This window comes from Vibrio sp. (assembly GCF_050299255.1).
Taxonomy (GTDB): domain Bacteria; phylum Pseudomonadota; class Gammaproteobacteria; order Enterobacterales; family Vibrionaceae; genus Vibrio.
In genome coordinates this window covers 1-25502 of the sequence record NZ_JBNKVP010000054.1, presented here as the reverse complement: position 1 = coordinate 25502, position 25502 = coordinate 1, and the positions used below count along the sequence as shown (strand labels likewise).

Sequence of the window (25502 nt, the reverse complement as noted above, 5' to 3'; positions counted from 1 at the left end):
GAAACCGGCGTACCGGCTTCAGTGGCACGTCAGTATGTGGAGTACCGTTACCTGCAACCGACCACCAGTGAGTGGCAGGCTAGTGCCGATGTCAATCAGGCGCTGAGCAGTCAAATTCAGCCGCAGTTTGGTGGCGACATTGAGCTTAGAGTGGTGACCGCCGACAGCAACGGCAGTGTCAGCTACTCAGCTACCGCGCAGGTCACCCTGCCGGGCAAAGGGCTGTGGAATGTCTCCACTAACGGCCTGTATATCCACTACAACTTTGACGACATCGTCAGCAACAAGGTGGCAGACAAATCCGGTAACGGCCTGGATCTGACGCTTAACTCATCCAGTTACAGCGATGACGCCATCAGCGGTCTGTCTTTGGCTCCTTACAATAATCAGTCTGCGACGCTTACGCTTAACTCAGCCCAGCAGATCGATTTAGCCAATACCGACTTCACCTTGTCCTACTGGATCAAAACCACCCTCACTGACGACAGTTGGGGACGCTACAAGCTGTTCCCGGACGGTAATTATTCTTCGCTGTTTATTACCAGTGCCGGTGATTTCAAACTACAGTTTATGACCCAGAACCAGTGGCAGGACCAATGGATCTCTGAGGCCAATACCCTGATCCCTAACCGCTGGCAGATGATCAGTTACGTCCGTCAGCAAAGTGGTGAAGTGGCTATCTATATTGATGGGCAGTTACGCTATCAAGGCAACCACGCGGCAGGTAATCCGATAACCACGCTAGAGTTGAACAGTTTCAGTGGTGCCTATCTGGATGAGCTACGTATTTATAAGCGTGCACTCAGTGGTGAGGAAATTACCTCACTGTATAACACCCCGACGATTGGCACTGTGCCTGAAGCACCAACCGACATCGACAGTCAAACCATGACCGGCGGTGAACTATGGCAAGCGCTGAACTGCGCCCAGTGTCATGGCAGTGACGGTAATGCTCAAGGTTCCTCCATCCTCAACGCCCTGTTCCGCGACGACATCATCGACCTGCTGCGCGATACCATGCCTTATGGTAACCCGAGTAGCTGCGATCAGACCTGTGCGGAAAAACTGTACGACTGGATGGTCGACGAGTTCATTGATGGCTCAGGCGGAAGCGGCGGTACACCGGTTACGCCACCGGCAACAATCAGCGGCCTTGATGCCACCATCACAGACGCTGAAGCGGCCAAGCTGTTCTACCGTGCGGCGTTGAATCTGAATGGGCGCCTGCCAACTGAACAGGAGCGGCAGCAACTTCAGCAACAAGGTACATCCGCGTTGTCTGATCTGCTCGATCAACTGCTAAATGATGACGCCTTTAGTGAACGTATCGCTGAGATTTATCAGGATGTTGTACATACTGCGGGCCTGAGTGATGCACTCAATCAGGTGGACTATTTCGCCCAAACCAGAGGCAGCAGTTCCAAGTGGTACCAAACTGCCGGGGCAGGCAATACTGATCTGTATAATTTCTTGTATAAAACGGCCACTGCATCACATCAGGCAGAAACCACAGAGTTGATCGAATATGTGGTTAAAAACCGTCTGCCGTTCAGTGATATTCTCACCGCCGACTACACGATGGTGAACTATTACACCGCACGCAGTTACGGAATTGAGGGTCAATTTAACTTCCGTCAACTCAGCGATCCTGAATGGCCAGACTATCCATGGGATATCAATGATTTTCAACCGGTTGACCTGGGCATCAGTCATTCTGGTCTAATGACCAACCCGGCTTACATGGGTCGTCATCCCTCTACGGCAACCAACCTCAATCGTCACCGTTCGTACAAGTTCTACAAGAACTTCCTGGATACCGACATTCTGAGTATTGGCGGCAAGCGTCCGACGGCAGATGATCTGGCGGGTGATTTACCGACTATGACCAACCCGGCCTGTACTGGCTGTCACCTTGTCATGGATCCGGTTGCTTCTTCGTTCCAGCACTGGCAATCGAACAACGTTTATATTGCAAAGATGCCAAAAGATACCTGGAGTGGTTATTACTGGCCTGAAAACCGCATTCTGCCTGCTGGCTTTAACGGTGAACTGGCGCCCATGTTTACCGACAGCGATCCGCTACCATGGCTGATGCAAAAGGCCGTTGCTGACCCAAGGTTCTCTTTGTCAGTCGTGAAAACCCTGTTTGAACCTATTACCGGTTACCCGGTAAAAACCAAACCGCTGGATAGTGCGACTGAGACTGAAAAATCCTACTACGCCTCTCAGCAGCAGGATATCAATAACCTGGCGGCCCGTTTCCGGCTGTCCAACTACGATGTTCGCGGCCTAGTTAAAGACCTGTTGACCAGTGCCTATGCCCAGCGTGATAACCCGTTTGGCGGAACTATGCGTCTGCTCACACCTGAGCAGCTGGATAGTAAAATTCAGGCGGTATTTGGTCAGCGCTGGTCGAAATACGACTGGTTCAACTGGCTGGATGAAATCGGCACTCAGTTGATGTATGGCGGTTTGGACCACGAAAGTGTACTGGAACGGATCAAGACGCTTTCGGGTACCGGTGCAACGGTGCAGACCTGGCTGGCCAACGATATGGCATGCCAGATTGTGCCAGCTCAAATAGCACAACCGGCAACCGAGCGCTACATCGCGGCAGGACTTGATCCTGAAGGGGTGGGCATTCGAATTGCACCGAGCCAGTTTAGCTTTGATAACGGGCAGTTATTGAGCAGCGCCAATATCTCGGTTGGTTACGGTGGCGACGAAGTGTATGAATTCGGCTGGGGCAACGACAACGAAATCAGCGCCACGCTGAATGTTACCCAAGCCGGCAATTTTGAACTGGTTCTGCCATACACTAACGGCAATGCCGATCCCGTTTACATGCAGTTGTACATTAATGACCAACTGGTCGCCGATAATCTGGAGCTTGCCTCTACCAACCAGGCATGGTGGCGCTGGACCCATATCAATAGCGACAGTTTCTACCTGCCGGCTGGTAGCCATCAAATCCGGCTAAAAGGTAAAGGCTTTAGCTTTACACGCATCGATAGCTTGTTCTTCCGCGATATTGACCGCACCGATCAACAGATCCGCGAAAATATTAAGGAGCTGTTCTATCTGTTCTATGGCGAAAACAAAACGACTTCAGATGCAGAAATATCTGATGTTGTTGCCCTGTATCAACAAGCGCTTGCCAGCGGTCTGAGCGCGGTAGAAAACGATCAAGCCAAGCTTAATTTGGAAGGAGACTGCCAGGTAAGTAACCACAAGAAGCCAGGCAAGAGCTATCCGTATGAAGATGTTTACGATCGACATTTCTATACCCGGGCCTGGATGGCGACGATGACATATATGTTGAAAGATCTCCGTTTCTACTATCACTAATTGAGCAGCGAGGACGAAAAAATGGATAGAAGACAATTTCTCAAAGGCGCCGCTGCTTTCGCCTCACTGGCGGCATTCAGCCGCCTGACACTGGCAAGCAGTAGTTTTACCAGTGAGCAGTACTGGGTATTTATTAACGCGCAAGGGGGGTGGGATACCACCTCCATATGCGACCCCAAAGGTAACATTGAGTTTAGTGCCAACCATGGTGTGATAAACCGCTACAACCAGTCGGACATACGCCAGGTGGGCAATTTTAAACTGGCACCCATGCTGACAAGCAGCTATAGCGGCCCGGACCATATGGCCACTTTCTTTAGTCAGCAACAAGCCTACCTTAGGGTATTTAACGGGTTGGACTTTGCCACCAACAGCCACGACGCAGGGATGCGCGCATCGTTAACAGGAAGCCATTCCGCGTCATATCCGACTTCGGCCGCGATCATTGCCTCGCTAAATAAAGAGCAATATCTGATGCCTTACTACTTGGCTGTTGGATATGGGAATACCGCCGGTTTGGTTAACGCGTCACGGCTGGACAACCTCAGCCGGCTGCAGGACTTTACTAATCCGGACCGATTTTTACCCAGCTCGGTGACCGACGCGATCAATCAACGCAATCAACAAAAGCTGGATAGCATGTCCGACAGTACTGTTGATGCTGAGCTGCAGGCAATCAGCGACTATCGCAGCGCACACGCTAATGGCAGCGACCTGAAGCGTTTGCAGGATAGATTGCCCACCAGCCCATCCAGTGACTACATGAAAATGCGCGCTGAGATCACCGCGGCATCCTTTGCGGCAGAGCTTTCCAATACCGCTTCAATGGGCTTTGGCAGCTTTGATACCCACAGCAATAATGATGAGAAGCAAGCCTACCAGATCGCGTATCTGTTTGAGGTAGTAAACCATCTCATCAGTGAACTGGAGCGTCAGGGTATAGCGGATAAGACCAATATCGTCATTGGTTCTGATTTTGGCCGTACCCCTTACTACAATCCCGATAACGGTAAAGACCACTGGAACGTCGGCAGTATGATGATTTGGAGTAAACAGAGCAGCGGAAACCTGCAAATAGGTGCCACTGATAATCAGGTCAATGCTCTGGCCGTTGATCCCAATACTCTGGAAACTTCAGAAAATGGGGTAATCCTGACACCGGGGCACCTGCATCTGGCAATAAGGCAAAAAATGGGCATTGATGAAAATAACCATATCAGTTTTCAATTCCCACTCGGGATGAATTTTGTGGACGTATTAGGCTAATAGGATAAATACACCTTCAAATACTCAAGCGGATGAGGCAGTGCCCATCCGCTTTTTTATAACCAGAAAATAGTAATAACCAATAAAAAACATACACCAGAATGATAAATTAACTTATATAAATTAGTCAGAAATCTTTTCATATTAAGTGATTATAAAATACATATCATATTGGCGTGTTAATTAGTAAAACATTATATAATCAACTAATTTAATTATCACTTTATATTCCGCTAACAATTATGTGATTCAGTGAATATACACCTGCCCTCGCCATTATCTTGATTATGAAATGGCACATATCAACTGATGTATGAACCATATTTGTACATTAATTATTCGAAGCGATATCACACATAAATAAATCAAACAAACGTATGGCGTTCCATATAGGTGATTATGTTAGTAGTGCCGCATGATCAAATTGCCGCATTTATAAATCCAACACTCTTAACGCCTATTTTATGAACAACAGGAGCACTTTATGAAAAAGCTGCTGATGTCGCTTGCCGTCGTGTTACCACCGACCGCACTGGCAGATATCAATGCCGATTTGATTTCATGGCATAAATTTGAGCAGGACAGCGGAACGTCATTTACCGGTGAACTGGCCGGCAATGCGCCGTTTAATACCCTTGGGGCTTACCAGGTTGCCCCAGGAGCAGTGGGTAATGCCGTATTTATACAAGGAGCCGGCGACCGGATCGAACATGACTTCTCCGGCTGGCAGGCCGACCAGTTCTCGATCAGTTTCTGGATGAAACTCGATTACGCCGACGGCGTCACTAACTACACCAGTCTAAGTAGTGGCTGGGACCGATTTTCTTTTGTGGTTGACAGTAAAAACCGCGTCAAACTGGTCATTGATTCTACAGTGCAAATCGAACTGGCCACCAGCGAGCAGCTTCAGCCACTGGATCAGTGGAACCAGTGGACCAGTAGCTACGATGGCAACACCCTAACGGTGTACCAAAATGGCCAGCAAGTAGCACAAAAAAGCGGGATTGCGCCTCCAGCCAACCCCTGGTGGAGTTTCAAAGTCGAGTTTGGCAAAAACCTGGCCGATGGCTCTCAGGTCACCGGTGGCCTGGACGAGTTTCGTGTCTATGATAGGCCGCTGACCAGCCAGGAAGCACTGGAATTATTTAATGGTTCCGAGAGCAACTTGCCCGGCCAAATAACTCTCACCCTGCCCACCAGCCCCGGTAGCGAGGTCGACAACACTCCGGTGACCGGTTCGCTGTACCATTTTGCTTCCCAGTCTCGGATTCCGTTTTCTGGTAGCTGGGGCGACACCCTGACGCTGGATAATCTGGCCGAAGGCCAGTATCAGCTCACCTTGGATAGCGTCGACGGCTACCTACCGCGCATGCTGCCAAAGGTGATCAATCTCACCGCCAGCAACCCGGCCAGCGAACAGAGCGTCCAGTACCGCGCGCCGATCGAGGTCAACGAGCTGTCGCCACTGCCCGGCGTGTCAGTCGAGCTGTTTGCCCAGGGGCTGTTCCAACCGCGCCAGATGGTGATGGGCAATAATGTGCTCTATGTCGGCTCCAGCGCTATCCCACTGGATAACGAAGGCCTCTCCGGGCTGATCTACGCCCTGCCGCTGGATCCGGACACCGGTGCGCCGACCGATATTTTCGTCGTCGCCAGTGGCCTGGAAGAGCCGCACGGCGTGGCGTATCGCAACGGCAACCTCTATTTCTCCACCGTCGGTGAGCTGTATAAGATCAGTGACATCGACAACCGCTACCGCTCGCTGCCCGGCTATGAAAAAATCTTCACCTACCCGGCCAACGGCAGCACGCCGACAACCGGCAGCTTCCGCTACTGGCACCAGAAACACCCGTTGAAGTTCAACCCGTTGGATACCAGCGATAACGGCCTCTACACCGCGGTCGGTAATCCCTGCAATATCTGTGTGATGCCCGATGAACGTTACGGCACCATTTTGCGCCTCGACCTGGATACCTTAGAGACCGAGATCGTCGCCAAAGGGATCCGTAACAGCGTCGGCTTTGACTGGCACCCTGACAGCAAACAGATCTGGTTCTCGGACAACAACCGCCAGGGCATCATTAACCCGGATGAAATCAACCGCGTCACCAGTTGGGGCCAGCACTTCGGGTTCCCGTATGTGTTCGGTAAAGAGATCATCGGCATCACCGAAGGGGAATACAACGGCACCGAAAATGCGCCAGTGCCGACCGGCGCGGTGGTCTCCGACATTGCCCCGGCTGACATCAATGTCGCCGATTACCGCCCAGCGGAGTTTGAAATTGAATCCAACAGCGCCCCGCTCGGGGTGATGTTCTGGCAGAACTTCCCCAAAGCGGCCGACCAGCAGAACCTGCTGTTTGCTACCCATGCCAACGGAGTGAAATCGATCCGCCCTGGCCTTGAGCTGCGCATGCTGACACTGAACGCCGACGGTTCGGTCGCCCAGGAGCAACCGCTGGTACACGGCTGGATGCAGGACATCGACTCGGTGCAGTCATACGCCTGTCTCAGCACCGCCTGTATCGGCCGCCCGGTGGAAATGCTCTCCCTGAGTGACGGTTCGTTCCTGCTCAGTGACGACAAAGCCGGCGTGATCTACCGGGTCAACTACCAGACCCCGGCAGAAAACAGTTCGCTGACCATCAACGTACCGCCTAAGCCCGATCTCAGCCTGACCAACGAGCTGATCAGCGGCCGCATTACCGATGCGATGGGCGTGGAGCGCCGCTTCTACGTTAACTGGGCGCAAAGCCAGTTCCAAATCCAGGGTCTGCAGCCAGGCACGTATACGGTGACCATGGATCCACTGCCAGGCTGGATCCCCGAGCAGACCAGTTACCCGCTGACCATCAGCGCCAGCGATCCAAACCCAGTGCTGAACTGGCAGTATGTGGAAGACCGGGTCAGTGGCGAGCTGATTGTTAACGTGCCCGCCAAACCGACCGGCTACAGCGGCAGTGATACGCCGAGCGTAACCCTGATTGGCGCCACTACCCAAACCGTACCGCTGGCCTGGGGCCAGAGCCAGACGATTGAGCTGTCCTACGGCAGCTACCAGCTGGAATTTGGTTACCTATGGGGCGGCATTCCTACCCCGCTGACTCAGTCCATCAACGTCACCGAGCAGGATCCGCAAGTGAACCTGTCGCTGGATTACCTCATTACCGCCGATGTCGGCAGACAGGTGGCCGACCAGAGCTGTAGCGCCTGTCACGGCAGCGAGGCGGACGGCCTGGTAACCCAGGACATCGCCGAGCGCTGGATCGCGGCCGGCTTTGACCAGTTGGTGAACAAAATCGACAGCATGCCACTGGCGTGTGACCGCCTCTGCGCCGAGCAGGTCGGCCGTTACCTGTGGCAGGACAAATGGGCCCAGTTTGGCGCGCCAACGCTGCCGGACCCGGAGCAGCCTGAACCGCAGGGCCCGGCGCCAACCGCTCAGCTCGGTAACGTGCTGGTGCTGGATGCCGACACCATTGAAGTGAACTGGTCGTTTAACGGCGAAACCGGCGTACCGGCTTCAGTGGCACGTCAGTATGTGGAGTACCGTTACCTGCAACCGACCACCAGTGAGTGGCAAGCCGGTGCCGATGTCAATCAGGCGCTTAGCAGTCAAATTCAGCCGCAGTTTGGTGGCGATATTGAGCTTAGAGTGGTAACCGCCGACAGCAACGGCAGTGTCAGCTACTCGGATACTGCACAAGTAACTCTGACAGACAAAGGGCTGTGGAAACTCATTACCGATCAGCTATATATCCATTGGACATTTGACGAAGTCACTCCTGGGAGAGTGCTTGATCAGTCGGGCAATGGCCTGGACCTTATTCTTAATGATACTGAATATGTATCCGACGCCATTGCCGGGAATGCACTCCTACCTAAAGGTAACAATGCCGCTTCTCTGTCATTGAACACAGAACAACAAATTGATATGTCGCAGACCGATTTCAGCCTCAATTTCTGGTTGAAGTCAGTACAAACAGACGATCTCAATAGCCGATATAAATTGTTCCCCTATAGCAACTCTGACTTTTATGTCAGAAGCGACGGTGAGTTTAACCTGCATTTTACTACCGGCAGTGGTAGCACCAATAAGTTTAGTACCGAGGTCAACTCGTTCCCAACAAATCAATGGGTTATGGCCACGTATGTACGCGATACCTCAGGTAACGTCCAGGTTTACATTGACGGCCAGTTGCAAGGTGAGGCCCAGCATGCAGCCGCCGCACCTATCGATCAATTCTTGCTGGCCAAATTTGACGGAGGCTTAATCGATGAGTTGCGGATCTACAAACGGACATTGAGTGCCGATGAAGTGATGACGTTATACCTTAACCCGACCGCTGGTAGCATTGATAGCGGCACCGGTTCCGGTACCATCGACAGTGAAACCATGACCGGCAGCGAGCTATGGGACCAACTCAACTGCGCCTCCTGTCACGGTGACGATGGCCTGGGCAGCACGCCGATCGTCGATTCATTATTCCGTACTGATATCATTGATTTGATTCGTGACACCATGCCCTACGGCAACCCAGGTAGCTGCGATCAAACCTGTGCGGAAAAATTGTACGACTGGATGTACGATGAATTTGTCGTCAACGGCGAAAATCCGCCTAGCGAGCCTGAAAATGTCAGTGTACTTAATGCACCAATCAGCGACGGTTATGCTGCGGAACTGCTGCATAAAGCGGCACTGAATCTGGCAGCCCGCCTGCCGACGGCGAGCGAGCTCGACCAGGTGGAACAGTCAGGTGCCAGCGTGTTACCGGCGCTGTTCGATCAGTTGATGGATGAGCCTGCTTTTGCCGAGCGCATCACCGAAATTTATCACGACGTACTGCACACCAAAGTCATGCAAGGGGTACTTAACGGCACCAATAAGTTTTCTCAAATCGTCGGAGGTTCCTCCAACTGGTACAAAGAAGACTATGTCAGTGGTACGGAGGAAAGCAATCATGCCTGGACCATGAGTGTCGAAGCGCACCGACGTGAGCCGACGGAACTGGTGCGTTACCTGGTGAGCAATGACCTGCCGTTCTCAGACATCATTGCCGGTGATTACACCATGGTGAACTACTACAATGCGCGCAGTTATGGCGTGGAGGGTTTGCTCAACTTCCGTCGACTGGAAAATCCAGAGGTTGCCGAATTCCCGTGGGATCCGGAAGATTATCAGCCGGTGAAACTGCCAATACCTCAGGCTGGCCTGATGACCAATCCGGTCTATATGTCAATTTATCCGACTACACCAACCAACCTTAACCGTCATCGCTCCTACAAGTTCTACAAGAACTTCCTGGACACCGACATTCTGGCTATGGCAGGTGAGCGCCCATCAGCGGATGATCTGGCCGGCGATAATCCAACCCTGACCAACCCGTCATGTACCGGATGTCATGAGGTGATGGACCCTGTCTCTTCCGCGTTCAAGTACTGGAACAAAAACTGGTATGAGGCCACCTATAGCTGGCCAAATAACAGCATATTGCCGGCTGGCTTTAACGGTGTACTTGCCCCGCTGTCCGGAGTCGATCCACTGCAGTGGGTAGCACAACAAGCCGTGCAAGACCCACGCTTTGCCCGCTCTGTGGTACGGACACTGTTTGAGCCAATCACCGGTTACCCGCTTCTGGAGCAACCGCTGGAGACCGCCAGCGACAGTGACAAGTCCCGTTACGCGTCACAGCAACAGGATATCAACACCCTTGCCAATCGCTTCCGTTCATCCAACTACTTAATTAAGCCGTTGGTGAAAGATCTGCTGTTGAGTGGTTATGCCCATCGCAACAACGTATTGGGCGGCACAAAACAGCTGTTGAGTCCTGAAGCATTAGATCGCAAGATCCGTGCTCTGTTTGGGCGGGAGTGGGACAGCGGTTCCAACGACTGGCTGAGCGACAACTCAATCCAATTGATGTACGGCGGTATTGACCACAAGAGTGTGCTGGAGCGCAACCCTGTATTGTCCGGTACCGGTGCGGCAGTGCAGAAAATAATGTCCGTTGAACTAGCTTGTGAAGTCGGCCCACGCCAAATGGCCCGCGACAAAGGCGATCGCCTGATCGCCCGTGGCCTTGAGCCGGAAGGGGTGGGTGTGCGCATCACGCCGGAAGAGTTTGCCTTCGACAACGGTAGCCTAAAGCTCAACAGCAATGCCACCGCCACCTACGGTGGAGATTATGTGTTTGACTTTACCGCGGAAGATGACCAGGAAATTACTGCCACGTTAACCACGACTCAGGCGGGTAATTATCAGCTGATCCTGCCCTACGCCAATGGACGCGCGAATCCGGTCTACTTTGAGCTGTATGTCGACAATCAACTGGTTGCGGACAACATTGAAGTTCTTCCTACCGGTTCATGGAATACCTGGAGCAAAGCCGAAAGTAGCAGTTTTTACCTGGCACCAGGTAGCTATGAACTGCGTCTGAAAGGCATGGGCTTCAGCGATGCCACTATCGACAGTCTGTTCCTGCGCAATATTGATCAGACTGATCTGGCGATGAAGACAGCGCTACGCGAAATGTTCTATGCCTTCTACGGGGAGTTACTGGACCTGGATGATGAGCAGATCAGCAATGCTGTACGCATTTATCGAGAGATCCAGAGCCGGGGCGAACAAGGCATTATCAACGAAGGGTTCGGTCGCAGCGTCGATACGTCGTGCCGACCGGCCAATGTGGCCGTCTCTGGCGTCGAGTATCCACACATGACAAACAACGACCACTTCTTCTACATCCGAGCCTGGCAGGCGATGGTCAGCTATATGCTGAAAGACGTTCGTTTCTTCTATCACTAACAGGCTGCAAGGAGTAAATAATGGATAGACGACAATTTTTAAAAAGCCTGGCCGCACTGACTTCAGTTGCAGCCTGCAGCCGGTTTGCACTGGCCAATACCACTTTCCCGACTGAGCAATACTGGGTGTTTGTCAGTGCTGATGGAGGCTGGGATACCACCTCAATTTGCGACCCTAAGGGTGATATTGAGTACAGCAGTAGCCGAGGAGTAATCAACAACTACAGCACTACTGCTATCCGTAAAGTGGGCAATTTTAACATTGCCCCTATGTTGGAAAGTAGCTACAGCGGCCCTGACCACCTGGGCAACTTTTTCAGTGCCCAATACAGCCACCTTAGGGTGTTTAACGGCTTGGATTTTGGCACCAATAGTCACGATGCTGGCGTAAGAGCGTTTGCTACCGGGCACCAATCGGCAGCCTATCCGACCACACCGGCTGTCATTGCGTCTCTGACGCAAAGCCAGTACCTGATGCCCTATTATCTGGGCTCAGGCTACGGTAAAACGGCAGGTCTGGTGCAAGCTGCACGGCTAAATGATCTGGGACGCATTGGCACTATGGCAGATACCGAGCGTTACCTGCCGCAAGACATACTGGATATGGTCAGTGCTGAACACAATGCAGCCTTGGACAGCTATGCCAGCGGTTCACTGAATGATGCCGAGCTACTGGCACTGACGCAGTTCCGCAATGCCCACAGCAATGCCGGTGATATCAACCGGCTGCTCGATTACATGCCAACGTCAACGTCCAGCGGCAGCAAATTGCGCGCAGAAATTGCCGCCGCCTCGTTTGCCGCTGGCCTGTCTACCACTGCATCTATTGGCCTGGGTGCTTTTGATACCCACAGTGATAACGATGAGCGCCAAGGAATTGAAGTTCCTAATTATTTTGAACTCATCAATCACCTGATTGCTCAGCTGGAATATCAGGGTATCGCTGACCGTACCACTATCGTCATGGGGTCTGAATTTGGCCGGACCCCATACTACAACAGTGGTCAGGGTAAAGATCACTGGAGTATTGGCAGTATGATGGTCTGGAGTAAATCAATAGCTGGCAACATGGTGATCGGTGGCACCGATAATCAGGTTAAAGCATTAGCCGTGGATCCCAATACCCTGGAACTGTCGCCAGGCGGTATCGTGTTGTCACCGGGTCATATTCATGCCGCCATACGGCAGAAATCCGGTATCGCCCCGCAGAGTGAAATTAACGCTAAGTTCCCACTCAGCGTTAATTTGTACGACTTATTGAGCTAACGAGCTGACCACGTTTAGTCTCCAAACTCGTTGCACTTAACTATCACAGCGAAAGCCGCCCTGGCGTGCTTTCGCTTTTTTTGTGATGCCTGTACAAGTAAAAAGTTACAACTCTAATTATTTCACATCAAACCATTGAAGTTAGCTTCAAGAACCACTCCAAAAACGCAACATTCACAAGATAGTAATAATATTGGGGTTGATATTAATCTCTCAGTCAGTATGATCTCCCACTAAATTAGTTAGACCTCTAATCATTATGTGGAGCACTATGATTACCTCAGCCCCCTGGGTCATGTACCCAGAAATCTTAAACACCAAACAGGATGAGTGGTGTTTTCGAGCCCCGACCATCACTGATGGTGACAATATCCATCAGTTGATTGCCAGTTGTCCTCCGCTGGATGTCAACTCTTCTTACTGTAACTTTCTCCAGTCGGTGCACTTCAACCAGACCAGTGTTCTGGCTGAATGTAACGGTGAAATCGCCGGTTTTATTTCCGGTTACCTAAAACCGAACAGTGAGCGGGAATTGTTTATCTGGCAGGTTGCGGTGTCTCCGCGTCACCGTGGGAAAGGCTTGGCCTATCACATGTTGCAGGAGTTACTACTGCGTGAAGAGCTGAGCGGCGTGCAAGCGCTGGAAACCACCATCACTAAAGATAACCAGGGATCGTGGAATCTGTTTAAAAAGCTCGATAAAGCCCATGGTAGCCGTGGTTCTGTCAGCACTTTTCTGGATGAAGACGCCCATTTTAAAGGCAAACACGATACGGAATACCTGTACCACATTCCGCTATCAACTGAACAATAATCTCAAGGAGTATTAAAAAGCCAATATGAATATTTTTAACCAGCATGAATCGAAGGTTCGCTCGTATTGCAACAGTTTTCCAGTGGTCTTCTCCACTGCAAAAGGCAGTTGGCTAGAAACCGAAAACGGCGAACGCTATCTCGACTTTCTTGCCGGGGCAGGCTCACTGAACTATGGCCATAACAACCCCATTTTCAAGCAAGCACTGCTTGAATATATTGACCGCGACGGTCTGACCCACGGTCTGGATATGCATTCGCAAGCCAAACGCGAATTCTTAACCGTATTTCGTAATCATATCCTGACCCCAAGAGAGCTTGATTACAAAGTACAGTTCACTGGGCCTACCGGCACTAATGCCGTGGAAGCCGCATTAAAACTGGCACGCAAAGTGACAGGACGCAGCAACATCGTTGCCTTTACCAACGGCTTCCATGGCTGCACCAGCGGTGCGCTGGCCGCTACAGGTAACCAGCACCACCGTGGTGGCGCCGGTCTGCCACTGACAGGCATCAGCCGCCTGCCTTACGAAAATTACGCTGGCGTTGACGGTCTGGCCCTGTTTGAGACCCTGCTGAATGACAACTCCGGTGGTCTGGACAAACCTGCTGCGGTTCTGCTGGAGGTGGTTCAGGGCGAAGGTGGCTTAAACGCCGCTTCTAACGCCTGGCTGCAAAAGCTGGCACGCATCTGTAAGCAGCATGACATCCTGATGATCGTCGACGATATTCAGGCTGGTTGTGGTCGTACCGGCACCTTTTTCAGCTTTGAACCAGCCGGCATTCAGCCAGACATCGTCACCCTGTCTAAATCGATATCGGGTTACGGTTTACCAATGGCATTAGTGCTGCTGAAACCGGAACTGGACCAATGGCAGCCGGGTGAACATAACGGCACCTTCCGTGGCAACAATCACGCCTTTGTTACCGCGACCAAAGCGATTGAAAGCTACTGGGTAACTGATGATTTCTCTACTCATATCCATGAGTGTGCCGATCAGGTCAACCAGGCTATCGAGCAGCAGCTAAAACGTTATCCGCAACTGTTTGTCCAGGCGAAAGGCCGCGGCATGATGCAGGGGATTGAATGTCAGAACGGCGATATTGCCGGTGACATTGCCGGGCAATGTTTTGAGCGGGGCTTAGTGATTGAAACCGCCGGTCCACAGGATGAAGTGGTCAAGTTCTTCTGCCCGTTGACGATCACCCAGGCCGAACTGCAACAGGGACTGTCAATTTTCGCCCAAGCGGTAGACGCCATTGCTGCTGACTGGATTAAAAAAGCTTCGTAAGGAATTAAAACAACATGATTGTAAGAACACTAGAAGAATGTAAAAACAGCGAACGCCGAGTGGTCTCAGATAACTGGGAAAGCGTTCGAATGATACTTAAAGACGATAAGATGGGTTTCTCATTCCACATCACCACCATCTATCAGGGAACCGATACCCATATTCACTACCAGAATCACCTGGAATCCGTCTACTGCATGTCGGGTGAAGGTGAGATTGAAGTGGTCGGTGGCGAAACCTACCCGATCAAACCCGGCACCCTGTACGTGCTGGACAAACACGATGAACACTATCTGCGTGCGTATAAAGATGCCGATATGGTGATGGCCTGTGTTTTTAACCCGCCGATCACCGGTGCGGAAGTTCATGATGAAAATGGTGTTTACCCGTTAGTTGACTGACCGGCAACAAACCACACGTTTATGCTTTCAAGTCAAACTACACAGGATATCTCATGACCTATACCGTTGAAAAAATCGGAGGAACTTCGATGTCAGCCTTTGACGCTGTCATCGATAATATTTTTTTACGCCCAAGCAACCCCTATAACCGCGCGTTTGTGGTTTCTGCTTATGGCGGCGTCACTGACGCCCTGCTGGAATGCAAACGCACCGGTAAGCCGGGCATCTACCAGTTGGTGGCCAAGCGCGACGACAACTGGCAGCAGGCACTGACTGATCTGGAGCGCCGCTTATTGCTGATTAACGACAATCTGTTTGCCGATCCTATGACGCGAATGCGAGCGGATAAGTTTATTCGTTCACGTCTGAGTGAAGCGGCCAACTGTATCCGCAACATCATGGAAACTTGCCAGTACGGCCAGTTTTCCATGCGTCACTATTTGCCACAGATCCGCGAATTTCTGTCTTCAATTGGTGAAGCCCACAGCGCGTTCAATACCGCGTTAAAGTTGAAAACCTTAGGGGTGAACAGCCAGTTTGTTGACCTGTCAGGCTGGGATGTCAAACATGGCGGCGATCTGGACAACGTGATTCGCAGCGCCTTTGAAGACATTGACGTCAGTACCACTCTACCTATCGTCACCGGTTATGCCTACTGTGATGAAGGGTTGATGAAAACCTATGACCGCGGTTACAGCGAGATGACTTTCAGTCGCCTTGCCTGCCTGACCAAAGCGGACCAGGCGATTATTCATAAAGAGTATCACTTAAGCTCTGCCGATCCGCGTATCGTCGGGCCAGACAAGGTGCTGCCAATGGGCTGTACCAACTTTGACGTCGCCGATCAGCTGGCGAACCTGGGAATGGAAGCCATTCACCCGAATGCGGCCTCAGGCCTGCGTGAGAGTGATATTGAGCTCAGGATCAAAAACACCTTTGAACCGGAGCATCAGGGCACGCTGATTTCTCAAAGCTACCAGCCTGAAGATGAAAAAATTGAAATCATCGCCGGCAAAAATAAAGTGTTCGCTTTGCATATCTTTGACCAGGCTATGGTCGGTCAGGTCGACAATGTCAGCTTTGACCTGATGGAGATCATTGCCGATGCCCGAGTAAGCCTGGTGGGTAAAGAGATGAACGCCAATTCGATCACGTATTACCTCAACGGTGCCGCCGATAGCCTGAACAAAGTGCTGTACAAGGCAGAAAAACGTTACCCGAGAGCGAAAATCAGTGGCCGTATGGTGGCGTTGATCAATGTCATTGGTGCTTCGATCAATACCAATACCGCTCTGAGCAAAGGCATGTTAACGCTGCTGGGGCAGGAAATTACGCCGATTGCTGCTCATACATCAATGCGCAATGTTGATGCCCAGTTTGTGGTTGAAGACAGCCACTATCAAGCGGCGATTTGTGCTTTGCACGCGGCGTTTTTTACCCCGGACGAAACGCTGCAAAATAAAGTGGCTTAAGCCAGCAGCATAAACTCTTCTATCAGGGGCCGGTCGGCCCCTTTTTTTCGCTGTGCTATCGGATAGCCGAAAAATTTTCGATTGATCTCATCTAGTTATTGCCGCACATTATGGGCGTACGTGCTACAGGGAGCGACCTATGTCCGCGGCAAGTTTTTTACGCTTACTCACTCTGGCTGCCATTTGGGGCGGCTCTTTTTTATTTATGCGCCTGGCCGCCCACAGTTTTGGCCCCGCCTATCTGATCGAAGCGCGAGTGGGCCTGGCCGCCCTCAGTCTGCTCATCATGGCCAGCATGCTGGGACGGTCACTGCCATTTCGTCAGCACTGGCGTCATTTTATGCTGCTGGCACTGTTTAACAGTGCGTTACCATTTTTGCTGTTTGGCTACGCGGCACTGAGTTTATCGGTCTCGACCCTGTCTATTCTCAATTCAACCGCACCTATCTGGGGGGCGGTCATCGGCTTTTTCTGGCTCAAGACACCACTGACCAGAAAAGCACTGCTCGGCCTGCTGATAGGAATAACCGGAGTGGCGGTGATTGTCGGCTTGGATCCCAGCCTGCTTACCCGAGAGTCGATACTGCCCATTGCAGCGGCCACCGGTGCGGCCTGCTGTTACGGCATTGCCACCAATTACACTAAGCTCGCCCCTTCGATGTCCAGCTTCGACAGCGCCCACGGCAGCATGTGGGCAGCGACTATCTGGATATTGCCACTGCTGGCATTGGTACCGATGCGGGCTATGCCAACGGGCATCGAGATCGCGTCAGTGGTGGCTCTGGGCGTGATCTGCACCGGCTTGGCTTACCTGATGTACTTTCGGCTGGTGCAGGATATCGGCGCCTCCTCGACCCTGACCGTGACGTTTTTGATCCCGGCATTTGGCATTTTCTGGGGCAACCTGATTCTGGATGAACCGGTGACCAGTAGTATGCTATCCGGCGCGGTTCTGGTACTCACCGGCACTATGCTGGTGACCGGCTTTTCGCCGAAACAGATTCTGGCGCAGCGACGGGCCCGCGCCCAGTAACCTTAAGCACTTATAGCGCTGACGGTAGTTACTATACTTAACAAGTGTGGCTTAACGAGAGAATACCGGTATGCGTTTGCTGTCATTCATCACGCTGCTGGTCACGACTGCAGTTGCTGGCGCGGATCCGGCAGCAACTGCGCTAAAATGCCGCCTGCTAGAAACGGCGGATAATTTTTGGTATTACCAGGAGCAGCAGGTCTACCAGAGCCCGCAGTTTGTACTGTTTGAAAACTTCCTTGGTAGAGTACAAACCCAGGTCAATATCGTTACCAGCGAAATGATCCGTACCAGCTACATTGGCGATCCTTATCCTACCTATCAGATCTTGTATGGCCGATGTGATAACACCAGACAAACCCTGCTACAGTGGCAATCTGAGCAGGTTCAAAACTAGCACCCTCAAGCTAACGCTGCAATTCATCAGCGTTAGCTTTACCCAGTTACCAGTAGCGTTCGTGCAGGATATGGCCACCGGTGGCCCGTCTGAATTTTTCCAGGCCGAACTGCTGCAGTACCTGCAGGGTGTCTTTAATCATGGCGGGATTGCCGCATAACATCACAAAGCTGCGCTCTGGGCTCAGTTCAATGCCGGCATGACGGGTGAGCTGACCTGTTTCAATCAGTTTTGGGATATGACCTTGTAGAATTCCTGGCCGCGCTTCCCGGCTGATAACCGGAATATAGTGCAACTGACCGGCATGGCTCTGCAGCCATTGATTGACTTGTTCCCGGTAGGCCAGATCGGATTCATGCCGCACACCATGAACCAGAATAATATTGCGGGTTAACGGCTCTTGCTGAGCCTGTTCGATCAGGCTCAGAAACGGGCCTATGCCGGTACCGGTAGAGAGCAGCCATAGGTCCTGACACTGATCCGGCACGCTGTCCCAGATTAAGTCGCCGTGGGCGGTCGAGCCGACATACAGCTGATCGCCCGGCTGCAGGTCAAACAGTTTCGAGGTGAGTTTACCTTCTGGCGTATTGACGATCAGAAACTCCAGCTTGCCATCTCTATCCGGAGCATTGACCAACGAATACGCCCGGCTGATCGGTTTTCCCTCTTCGTCGGCCAGCGCCAGCTTGGTAAATTGCCCGGCCAAAAAATCCAGTGGCGCGCCCGACAGCGTCAGGCTGTATAAGCCGTCACTCCAATCGGTTCGTCTGGCAACAGTGGCTTGATGAAAACCGTTGATACTGTTCATGGCTACGCTCCTTTTTGGTGCTGATAGGTTTACCCTACTCCGTAATTTAATATTAGTAAATATTTTAGTTTACTTAATAAAGTTCGTTGACTGAGTTCTGTTTTGCTCACTTTGTTACTTGACCAGACGGATATTTATCTCAGTATAGTGGCAAAGTTCTGACCTGAATCTGCCATGAAAGCACTGAATGACCTGAAAATTTTCGTCGAAACCGCCCGCCAGGGTAGCTTCTCCCGAGTCGCTCACAGCATGAATCTTACCCCTGCCGCCGTCAGTGCCAGTATCAAGCGGATGGAACAGCAACTCGGTTTTGCCCTGTTTGTGCGTTCGACCCGCAGCCTGAGGCTGACCAATGAAGGGGAAGTGATGCTGGACTCTGCCAGCCAGGCACTGGAAACGCTGCAGGAAGGCATTGATCAGATCCACCAGCAAAGGGGCGAACTGGCAGGCCAGATCTATCTCAGTGCACCGTCAGACTTTGGCCGCAATTTGTTGCTCGACTGGATCGGCGAATTTATGGCCAGTCACCGTAATGTCACCATCAAACTGAGTCTGTCAGACAGCCTGACTGACTTATACAGCCAGCCGGTCGATATCGCCATCCGCTATGGGCAGCCAGCCGATTCACGCCTGATCGCCATGCCGCTATGCCTGAACAACCGGCGTATACTGTGCGCTTCGCCAGAATATCTGGCAGCCCAGCCTGGCATCCATCATCCGGATCATTTGCGTCAGCATAACTGTCTCTGTTTTATGCTGGCAGACACTCTGCACAACAAATGGCCGTTGTCGCTAGGCAGTGAAATGGTCACGGTGACAGTGGAAGGCAGTCCGTCCTGTAACGACGGTGATCTGGTACGCAAACTGGCGCTGCAAGGCAAAGGCATCGCCAATAAATCGCAACTCGATGTCGGTGAGGATCTGCTGGCAGGCAGACTGGTTCAGGTGCTGCCCGACTGGTTAGGCGAGCTGGCTCCTTTGTACATGGTCTACCCGGACCGGCGGCTGATCAGTCCGACGATCCGGGCATTTCAGACCTTTTTACAGCAGCAGTGTCAGCAACATCAGCAGCGTATCCTGGCATCAACGTCTAACCAGGATACAAACCGTTGACGCATTCACTAACATTCCGTGAACAGGCGCGCTTCCGGCCAGCGGGATTTCGGCAACTTGGCATTAAAATCCTGCTCGCTGTGATAACCCAGCGCCACCAGCACCACAGAAGTGTAGCCCTGGGCGGCCAGGTCAAACTCCCGGTCCAGCAGTTCGGCATCAAACCCTTCAATCGGCACCGCATCAATTTCCAGAGACGACGCACCCAACAGTAAAGTGCCCAGATTGAGATAGACCTGCTTCTCCATCCAGTGGCGGGCGTCATTCAGATCGTGGCGGTGTTTATTGACAAAATATTGCCGGCCGGCGGAGACAGTGGCTTTGATTTCATCAGAAGGAAAACGGCCATCTTGCTGTTCATTTTCCAGCAGCGCCTGCAGGTAGTTATCGTCAATCTCAGTTTTTGCGCAAAGCACAACCACGTGCGAGGCGTTCAATACTTTGGCCTGGTTAAAGGCGTAATCCCCCGCCGTTGCAGAGGCAATCCGCTGTTTTCCCTGCTCGGTACCGGCAACAATAAAATGCCATGGCTGGGAGTTGACACTGGAAGGACTAAGCCTAACTACTTGTTTTAACTTTTCTATTTTTTCTTCGCTAATACGACGCTCTGGATCGAACGCTTTGGTTGCATAGCGTGATTGGGCTGCGTGAAGTAATGACATCAGGGTCTCCGAACGGGCATCTTAAATAAAATCAGGGGGCAAATGTACCCAGTTAGCACCGGCAGGTACAGCCACGAATGATTGATTTATTTTCAAATTTAATTTGAAGATAGTGTGGCTGGCGCCCTTCGGAGGTTGCTGCAATGTTTCGCTACTCACCGCCAACAGGTAAACCATAGTGCTACGCTCAGCCATTAATTGTATACGTTTACACATAATACACGTTATAATCCGTCATTGAGGAGACAAAAATCAAGCGCTCATTATCAAGAACTTGAGCTATCGCCTCGCCAGCGCCTGACGCCCAACAGCTCACCAGCTTTCCACGCCAGAGTCGCCCTGAAACAATAAACGTTTACACCTTTCACCGTTATTTATGGCGGATTTACAGTTTGATCTCACAATCAACCGGGACAGTGTTTGCCATCGCGGAGTGAAGGGTGTTTAATTCAGACAAATTAGCAAGTAAGGTTTCTTTTTAATGGCCACCATCAAGGATGTTGCCAAAGCCGCAGGCGTATCAGTGGCTACCGTTTCACGTGTTGTTAATAAATCCCCCAAAGCCAGCCAGTCGTCAATTCAAGCCGTCACCAAAGCCATGGCCGAACTGGGCTACCGGCCAAATGCAGCCGCAAGGGCGCTGGTCAGCCAGAGTACCAACACCATCGGCGTGCTGGTTTCAGATGTATCAGACCCGTTTTTCGGCACCCTGGTCAAAGCGGTCGATACCGTCGCACACGACAACGGCAAACACATTCTGGTCGGCAACGGCTATCACCGCGCGGAAGATGAACGTCAGGCCATTGAGCTGTTGATCAACAACCGCTGCGACGCCTTAGTGGTGCACTCAAAAGCGCTCCCCGATGAGGAGCTGATCGAGTTCGCGAAAGTGGCCAAAGGCATGGTGCTGATCAACCGTCATATCCCCGAAATTGCCGAACGCTGTATTTCGCTCGACAACGAAAAAGGGGCTTTTATTGCCACCGAATTCTTGATTCGTCACGGCCACCGGAAAATCGCCTGTATTGCATCCAGCCACAATATTGAAGATGCCAGCGCCCGGATCGCTGGTTACAAACGTGCCTTGCAGGAACACAATATCGATCTGCCGGAAACCTATATTGAATACGGCGCGCCAGAGAGTGAAGGCGGCGAAACCGCCATGACCAACCTACTGTCGAAAGCGATCGATTTTACCGCCGTGGTCGCCTACAACGACAACATGGCGGCCGGCGCGATGTCGATTCTGGATGAAAATGGCATCGACTCACCGGGACAAGTCTCCATCATCGGCTTCGATGACGGCTTGATTGCCCGCTACGTCAAACCAAGGCTGACTACAGTGCGCTATCCCATTCAGATGATGGCAGAGAAAGCGGCGCAGCTGGCACTGCAACTGGCGAAGAGTGATGCACTGGAAGATAACGTGCCGCACTGCTACTCACCCACGATGGTGAAACGGGACTCGGTGAAAACTTTACGCTAAACATTGGCCATAATCGGCAGCGAATCGGGCTGTTTTGCGCTAGAGTATGGCGCAAAACAGTCACTATAAATAATAGGCCGCCGATGCTCACACAAGCTTTCATCGACGCTGGGGTAGTTCACCAGCCTCATACCTTTCAAATTCCGCTCGATCACCATAACCCATCCAGAGGTCACATTGACGTCTTTGCCCGCGAACTGCGGCTGGTGAATGACGACTCAGACAAACCCTGGTTAGTCTATTTTCAGGGCGGACCTGGCTTTGCTTCACCACGGCCGAACGGCACGGCCGGATGGATGAAACGGGCGCTGCAGCAATACCGGGTGTTACTGCTTGACCAGCGCGGCACCGGCAACAGCAGTGTGATCAATCATCAGACGCTGGCGCACATGACACCACAACAACAGGCCGACTATCTGAGCCTGTTCCGGGCCGACAGCATCATCCGCGACGCTGAATATATTCGTAGCCAGCTCGGCATCGATAAATGGTCGACGCTGGGACAAAGCTTTGGTGGCTTTTGCACCCTGACTTATCTGTCTATGTTCCCGGCCAGCCTGAACCGCTGCTATATCACCGGCGGTGTACCTTCCATCAGTCGCCATCCGGATGATGTTTACCAGGCAACCTTCAAACGTACGCAGGATAAAAACCAGGCGTTTTTCCGTCAGTTCCCGAAAGCGCAGGCACTGTGTCAGGCCATCGCCGATCACCTGCTCGACCACGATGAAAGGCTGCCCAATGGTCAGCGATTCACCGTAGAACAATTCCAGCAGATTGGTATCCAGTTTGGCGTCAGCGATACGTTTCTCGCCACTTACTATCAGTTGGAACACGCGTTGATCGAAGTAAACGGTCAGCCGCAACTGCGCTATGAGTTTCTCAGCGAGATGCTGCAACACCAATCGTTCCAGACCAATCCGCTCTATGCGCTGCTGCATGAATCCATCTACTGCCAGGGATTTGCCTCTAACTGGAGCGCTGAGCGGATTCGTCAGCAGTTGCAGCCGTTCAACTACCAAAAGGGCAAACCGTTCCTGTTTACCGGCGAAATGGTGTTCCCCTGGATGTTCGAGCAGTACCAGTGCTTAAAACCGCTGCAGGCGTGTGCTGAGCTGCTGGCCAACAAAACTGACTGGCCAGCCTTGTACGATGCCAGCCAACTGGCCAACAACCCGGTTCCGGTCGCCTGCGCCGTTTATGCCGATGATATGTTTGTTGAAATGGATTACAGCCGGGAAACTCTGGCGCACATTCCGCACAGCCAGGCCTGGATCACCAATGAATACGAGCACAACGGTCTGCGTGCTGACGGTGAACGTATTTTGCACCGCCTGATAGAAATGGCTGATCAGATTGCCGCCAACCAGAACATGAGCTGATTGACCAGCGCAAGCTTAGATCAATAATGGCACCGAAAGTGAGTTAACACTTACTTATCGGTGCCGTATTGTTTAGTCTTTACGACAGATGGCAACCCACTCTAGTATCGGAAACGTACCGCGGTACCACTGACACTGACCATCATCATACTGCCACCGCTACCGATCACTTCATAGTCAATATCGATACCAACGATGCCATCGGCACCAAGCTCTTTGGCTTTCTCTTCCATTTCCGCGAAGGCTATTTCTCTCGCCCGCCCCATTTCACGTTCGTAGGCCCCGGAGCGACCACCCACGACATCGCGAATTGCACCAAACATATCTTTAAAGATGTTGGCTCCAAGAATGGCCTCGCCGACGACGACACCGAGGTACTGATCGATGGTTTTACCGTCCACCACGGACGTAGTTGTTTGCAGCATAATTTTCTCCTGTTTTTAGACAAAAAGTTACCCGCTTCAAACTTTTACCATATAGCCAACAACCCGTATCAAAAGCAAGCAATTGCGTATAAAAAGATTCGAAGACGAATCGTATTGCATTCCGCGTCATGCTAATGCCAGCCAACACCCATTAACCTCAGCAATAGACAGTAGATAAAACCGTCACAAACGAGCTAAAACTGCCAAAAAAAGCGCATCAACAGTAAATATCACTGCAATTCAACAATTTGAACTCTAAATATATTTGCTTTACTCTAATAACGCATTTATTAGAAAGGACGCTAAATATGAAATTCAAAATGGCCGCACTGTTCGTTCTCACCCTGGGATCGACTCAGGCTCAGGCGGCAGAATGCGGCAAAGTGACCATCGCAGAAATGAACTGGAACTCCGCCAGTTTGATGGCCAATGTCGACCGCTTTATCCTGGAACATGGCTATGGTTGTGACGCGGAACTGATCCCGGGTGACACGATGCCAACCGGCACTTCAATGATCGAAAAAGGCCAGCCGGATGTCGCGCCCGAGCTGTGGAGCAACAGCATGAAAGAGGCGCTGGATAAAGGTGTGGCAGAAAAACGGCTGCGCTACGCCGGCAAATCATTAGTGGATGGTGGCGAAGAGGGCTTCTGGGTACCTAAATACCTGGTGGACCAATACCCGGAAATGGCCACCATTGAAGGGGTAAAACAGCACGCCGAGCTGTTCAAACACCCTGAAGATCCAGACGTTAGTGCATTCTACAGCTGTCCGGCTGGTTGGAACTGCCAAATCAGTTCCGGTAATCTGTTCCGCGCACTGCAACTGGACAAAGCCAACTTCGAGATTGTGGATCCAGGCTCCAGCGCTGGTCTGTCTGGATCCATTGCCAAAGCGAATGAACGTAAGCAAGGCTGGTTTGGCTACTACTGGGCACCCACTGCGGTACTGGGCAAATATGAGATGGTCAAAGTGGACTTTGGTAGTGGCGTAAACAAGGATGAGTTTATGAACTGCACCACCCAGACTGACTGCGCCAACCCTAAAGCCACCATGTACCCACCGTCACCAGTGCATACTATTACCACTGAGAAATTTGCCTCCCGTGCACCCGAAGCGTACGCTTATTTCACCAAACGTGGCTTCACCAATGCGGACATGAACAGACTGCTGGCGTGGATGGAAGACAACCAGGCCGATGGCGAAGAAACCATGTATCACTTCCTGGAAGATTACCCGCAAATCTGGAAAGGCTGGGTACCGGCACAGGTGGCAGACAAAATTGAGCAGGCGCTGTAAGTCTGCCTGATCCTGTCAACAACAGCGGCTCGCTAAGAGCCACCATGTCGTATTGCGGAGCGGCCAATCGGTGGCTCCGCGGAATGGTAAGGATATCAAGATGTCTGACAAAAACTGGTTAACCAGCTTCCCGGAAATGGAGCGCGGTGACCTGCGAGCAATTCGCAAATCTCTCGACGGGCTGTACCGTGATTTTTCCCGGGAATATGGCGATGTGATCGAATCGGCCTTTGACC

Annotated in this window: 17 protein-coding genes and 1 pseudogene; 15 read left to right on the top strand and 3 right to left on the bottom strand. The window is 51.8% G+C overall.

Translation table 11 applies throughout. The annotated features are described in order from the left end of the window. From ACQY6F_RS13695 to ACQY6F_RS13650, 10 genes are all read left to right on the top strand, one after another. A partial coding sequence (locus ACQY6F_RS13695) for a LamG-like jellyroll fold domain-containing protein (protein ID WP_428775140.1) occupies positions 1-3348 on the top strand: 3348 nt, incomplete at its 5' end. 21 nt (positions 3349-3369) lie between these two features. Beyond that, positions 3370-4614, top strand: a complete 1245-nt coding sequence (locus ACQY6F_RS13690; RefSeq protein ID WP_428775139.1) for a DUF1501 domain-containing protein — start codon at positions 3370-3372, stop codon at positions 4612-4614. Between the two features lie 484 nt (positions 4615-5098). Next, on the top strand, positions 5099-11419 hold the full coding sequence (locus ACQY6F_RS13685) for a LamG-like jellyroll fold domain-containing protein (RefSeq protein WP_428775137.1): 6321 nt from the start codon (positions 5099-5101) through the stop codon (positions 11417-11419). A gap of 20 nt (positions 11420-11439) precedes the next feature. Further along, the gene (locus tag ACQY6F_RS13680) at positions 11440-12684 is read left to right on the top strand and encodes a DUF1501 domain-containing protein (RefSeq protein WP_428775135.1); all 1245 of its coding nucleotides are present in this window, start codon (positions 11440-11442) and stop codon (positions 12682-12684) included. Positions 12685-12955: 271 nt separating this feature from the next. Further along, a complete protein-coding gene (gene ectA / locus ACQY6F_RS13675; RefSeq protein ID WP_428775134.1) occupies positions 12956-13498 on the top strand; it encodes a diaminobutyrate acetyltransferase in 543 nt (180 codons plus the stop codon). A 25-nt stretch (positions 13499-13523) separates the two neighbouring features. Beyond that, positions 13524-14789 (top strand): diaminobutyrate--2-oxoglutarate transaminase, encoded by a 1266-nt coding sequence (ectB, locus tag ACQY6F_RS13670; RefSeq protein ID WP_428775133.1) that lies wholly within the window; start codon positions 13524-13526, stop codon positions 14787-14789. A gap of 14 nt (positions 14790-14803) precedes the next feature. Continuing rightward, positions 14804-15190: an ectoine synthase gene (locus ACQY6F_RS13665; RefSeq protein WP_428775131.1), complete on the top strand. Its 387-nt coding sequence runs from the start codon at positions 14804-14806 to the stop codon at positions 15188-15190. A gap of 53 nt (positions 15191-15243) precedes the next feature. Further along, positions 15244-16662, top strand: a complete 1419-nt coding sequence (locus tag ACQY6F_RS13660) for an aspartate kinase (RefSeq protein WP_428775130.1) — start codon at positions 15244-15246, stop codon at positions 16660-16662. A 139-nt stretch (positions 16663-16801) separates the two neighbouring features. Then, positions 16802-17695 (top strand): DMT family transporter, encoded by an 894-nt coding sequence (locus ACQY6F_RS13655; RefSeq protein WP_428775128.1) that lies wholly within the window; start codon positions 16802-16804, stop codon positions 17693-17695. Between the two features lie 70 nt (positions 17696-17765). Further along, complete coding sequence (locus ACQY6F_RS13650) at positions 17766-18092, top strand: hypothetical protein (RefSeq protein ID WP_428775127.1); 327 nt, start codon at positions 17766-17768, stop codon at positions 18090-18092. A 46-nt stretch (positions 18093-18138) separates the two neighbouring features. Here ACQY6F_RS13650 and ACQY6F_RS13645 read toward each other — a convergent pair whose 3' ends face one another. Next, positions 18139-18900, bottom strand: coding sequence for a ferredoxin--NADP reductase (locus tag ACQY6F_RS13645; protein ID WP_428775125.1), 762 nt, complete (start codon positions 18898-18900; stop codon positions 18139-18141). A gap of 174 nt (positions 18901-19074) precedes the next feature. On the opposite strand from ACQY6F_RS13645, the gene ACQY6F_RS13640 reads away from it, so the two are divergent. Then, positions 19075-20013, top strand: coding sequence for a LysR family transcriptional regulator (locus tag ACQY6F_RS13640; RefSeq protein ID WP_428775124.1), 939 nt, complete (start codon positions 19075-19077; stop codon positions 20011-20013). 8 nt (positions 20014-20021) lie between these two features. On the opposite strand, the gene nfsB is transcribed toward ACQY6F_RS13640, so the two are convergent. Further along, positions 20022-20675: an oxygen-insensitive NAD(P)H nitroreductase gene (nfsB, locus tag ACQY6F_RS13635; protein ID WP_428775122.1), complete on the bottom strand. Its 654-nt coding sequence runs from the start codon at positions 20673-20675 to the stop codon at positions 20022-20024. Between the two features lie 481 nt (positions 20676-21156). Between nfsB and ACQY6F_RS13630 the strand changes: the two genes are divergently transcribed. Further along, entirely contained in the window at positions 21157-22161 is a 1005-nt protein-coding gene (locus ACQY6F_RS13630) for a substrate-binding domain-containing protein (RefSeq protein ID WP_428775120.1), read from the top strand. An 83-nt stretch (positions 22162-22244) separates the two neighbouring features. Then, complete coding sequence (locus ACQY6F_RS13625; protein WP_428775119.1) at positions 22245-23543, top strand: alpha/beta fold hydrolase; 1299 nt, start codon at positions 22245-22247, stop codon at positions 23541-23543. A gap of 101 nt (positions 23544-23644) precedes the next feature. Here the strand turns inward: ACQY6F_RS13625 and ACQY6F_RS13620 are convergent, their stop codons facing one another. Then, positions 23645-23968, bottom strand: coding sequence for a heavy metal-binding domain-containing protein (locus ACQY6F_RS13620; RefSeq protein ID WP_428775118.1), 324 nt, complete (start codon positions 23966-23968; stop codon positions 23645-23647). A gap of 308 nt (positions 23969-24276) precedes the next feature. Here ACQY6F_RS13620 and ACQY6F_RS13615 point away from each other — a divergent pair, with 308 nt between their 5' ends. Together ACQY6F_RS13615 and ACQY6F_RS13610 are read left to right on the top strand one after the other, a co-directional pair. Next, entirely contained in the window at positions 24277-25266 is a 990-nt protein-coding gene (locus ACQY6F_RS13615; RefSeq protein ID WP_428775117.1) for an ABC transporter substrate-binding protein, read from the top strand. 100 nt (positions 25267-25366) lie between these two features. Then, positions 25367-25502 (top strand): annotated as a pseudogene (locus tag ACQY6F_RS13610) (proline/glycine betaine ABC transporter permease); the annotation flags it as partial.

Excerpts from the sequence above, each read along its gene's own strand:
- ACQY6F_RS13690 (WP_428775139.1), top strand. The coding sequence starts at position 3,370 with ATGGATAGAAGACAATTTCTCAAAGGCGCCGCTGCTTTCGCCTCACTG.
- ACQY6F_RS13685 (WP_428775137.1), top strand. The coding sequence starts at position 5,099 with ATGAAAAAGCTGCTGATGTCGCTTGCCGTCGTGTTACCACCGACCGCA.
- ACQY6F_RS13680 (WP_428775135.1), top strand. The coding sequence starts at position 11,440 with ATGGATAGACGACAATTTTTAAAAAGCCTGGCCGCACTGACTTCAGTT.
- ectA (WP_428775134.1), top strand. The coding sequence starts at position 12,956 with ATGATTACCTCAGCCCCCTGGGTCATGTACCCAGAAATCTTAAACACC.
- ectB (WP_428775133.1), top strand. The coding sequence starts at position 13,524 with ATGAATATTTTTAACCAGCATGAATCGAAGGTTCGCTCGTATTGCAAC.
- ACQY6F_RS13665 (WP_428775131.1), top strand. The coding sequence starts at position 14,804 with ATGATTGTAAGAACACTAGAAGAATGTAAAAACAGCGAACGCCGAGTG.
- ACQY6F_RS13660 (WP_428775130.1), top strand. The coding sequence starts at position 15,244 with ATGACCTATACCGTTGAAAAAATCGGAGGAACTTCGATGTCAGCCTTT.
- ACQY6F_RS13655 (WP_428775128.1), top strand. The coding sequence starts at position 16,802 with ATGTCCGCGGCAAGTTTTTTACGCTTACTCACTCTGGCTGCCATTTGG.
- ACQY6F_RS13650 (WP_428775127.1), top strand. The coding sequence starts at position 17,766 with ATGCGTTTGCTGTCATTCATCACGCTGCTGGTCACGACTGCAGTTGCT.
- ACQY6F_RS13645 (WP_428775125.1), bottom strand. The coding sequence starts at position 18,900 with ATGAACAGTATCAACGGTTTTCATCAAGCCACTGTTGCCAGACGAACC.
- ACQY6F_RS13640 (WP_428775124.1), top strand. The coding sequence starts at position 19,075 with ATGAAAGCACTGAATGACCTGAAAATTTTCGTCGAAACCGCCCGCCAG.
- nfsB (WP_428775122.1), bottom strand. The coding sequence starts at position 20,675 with ATGTCATTACTTCACGCAGCCCAATCACGCTATGCAACCAAAGCGTTC.
- ACQY6F_RS13630 (WP_428775120.1), top strand. The coding sequence starts at position 21,157 with ATGGCCACCATCAAGGATGTTGCCAAAGCCGCAGGCGTATCAGTGGCT.
- ACQY6F_RS13625 (WP_428775119.1), top strand. The coding sequence starts at position 22,245 with ATGCTCACACAAGCTTTCATCGACGCTGGGGTAGTTCACCAGCCTCAT.
- ACQY6F_RS13620 (WP_428775118.1), bottom strand. The coding sequence starts at position 23,968 with ATGCTGCAAACAACTACGTCCGTGGTGGACGGTAAAACCATCGATCAG.
- ACQY6F_RS13615 (WP_428775117.1), top strand. The coding sequence starts at position 24,277 with ATGAAATTCAAAATGGCCGCACTGTTCGTTCTCACCCTGGGATCGACT.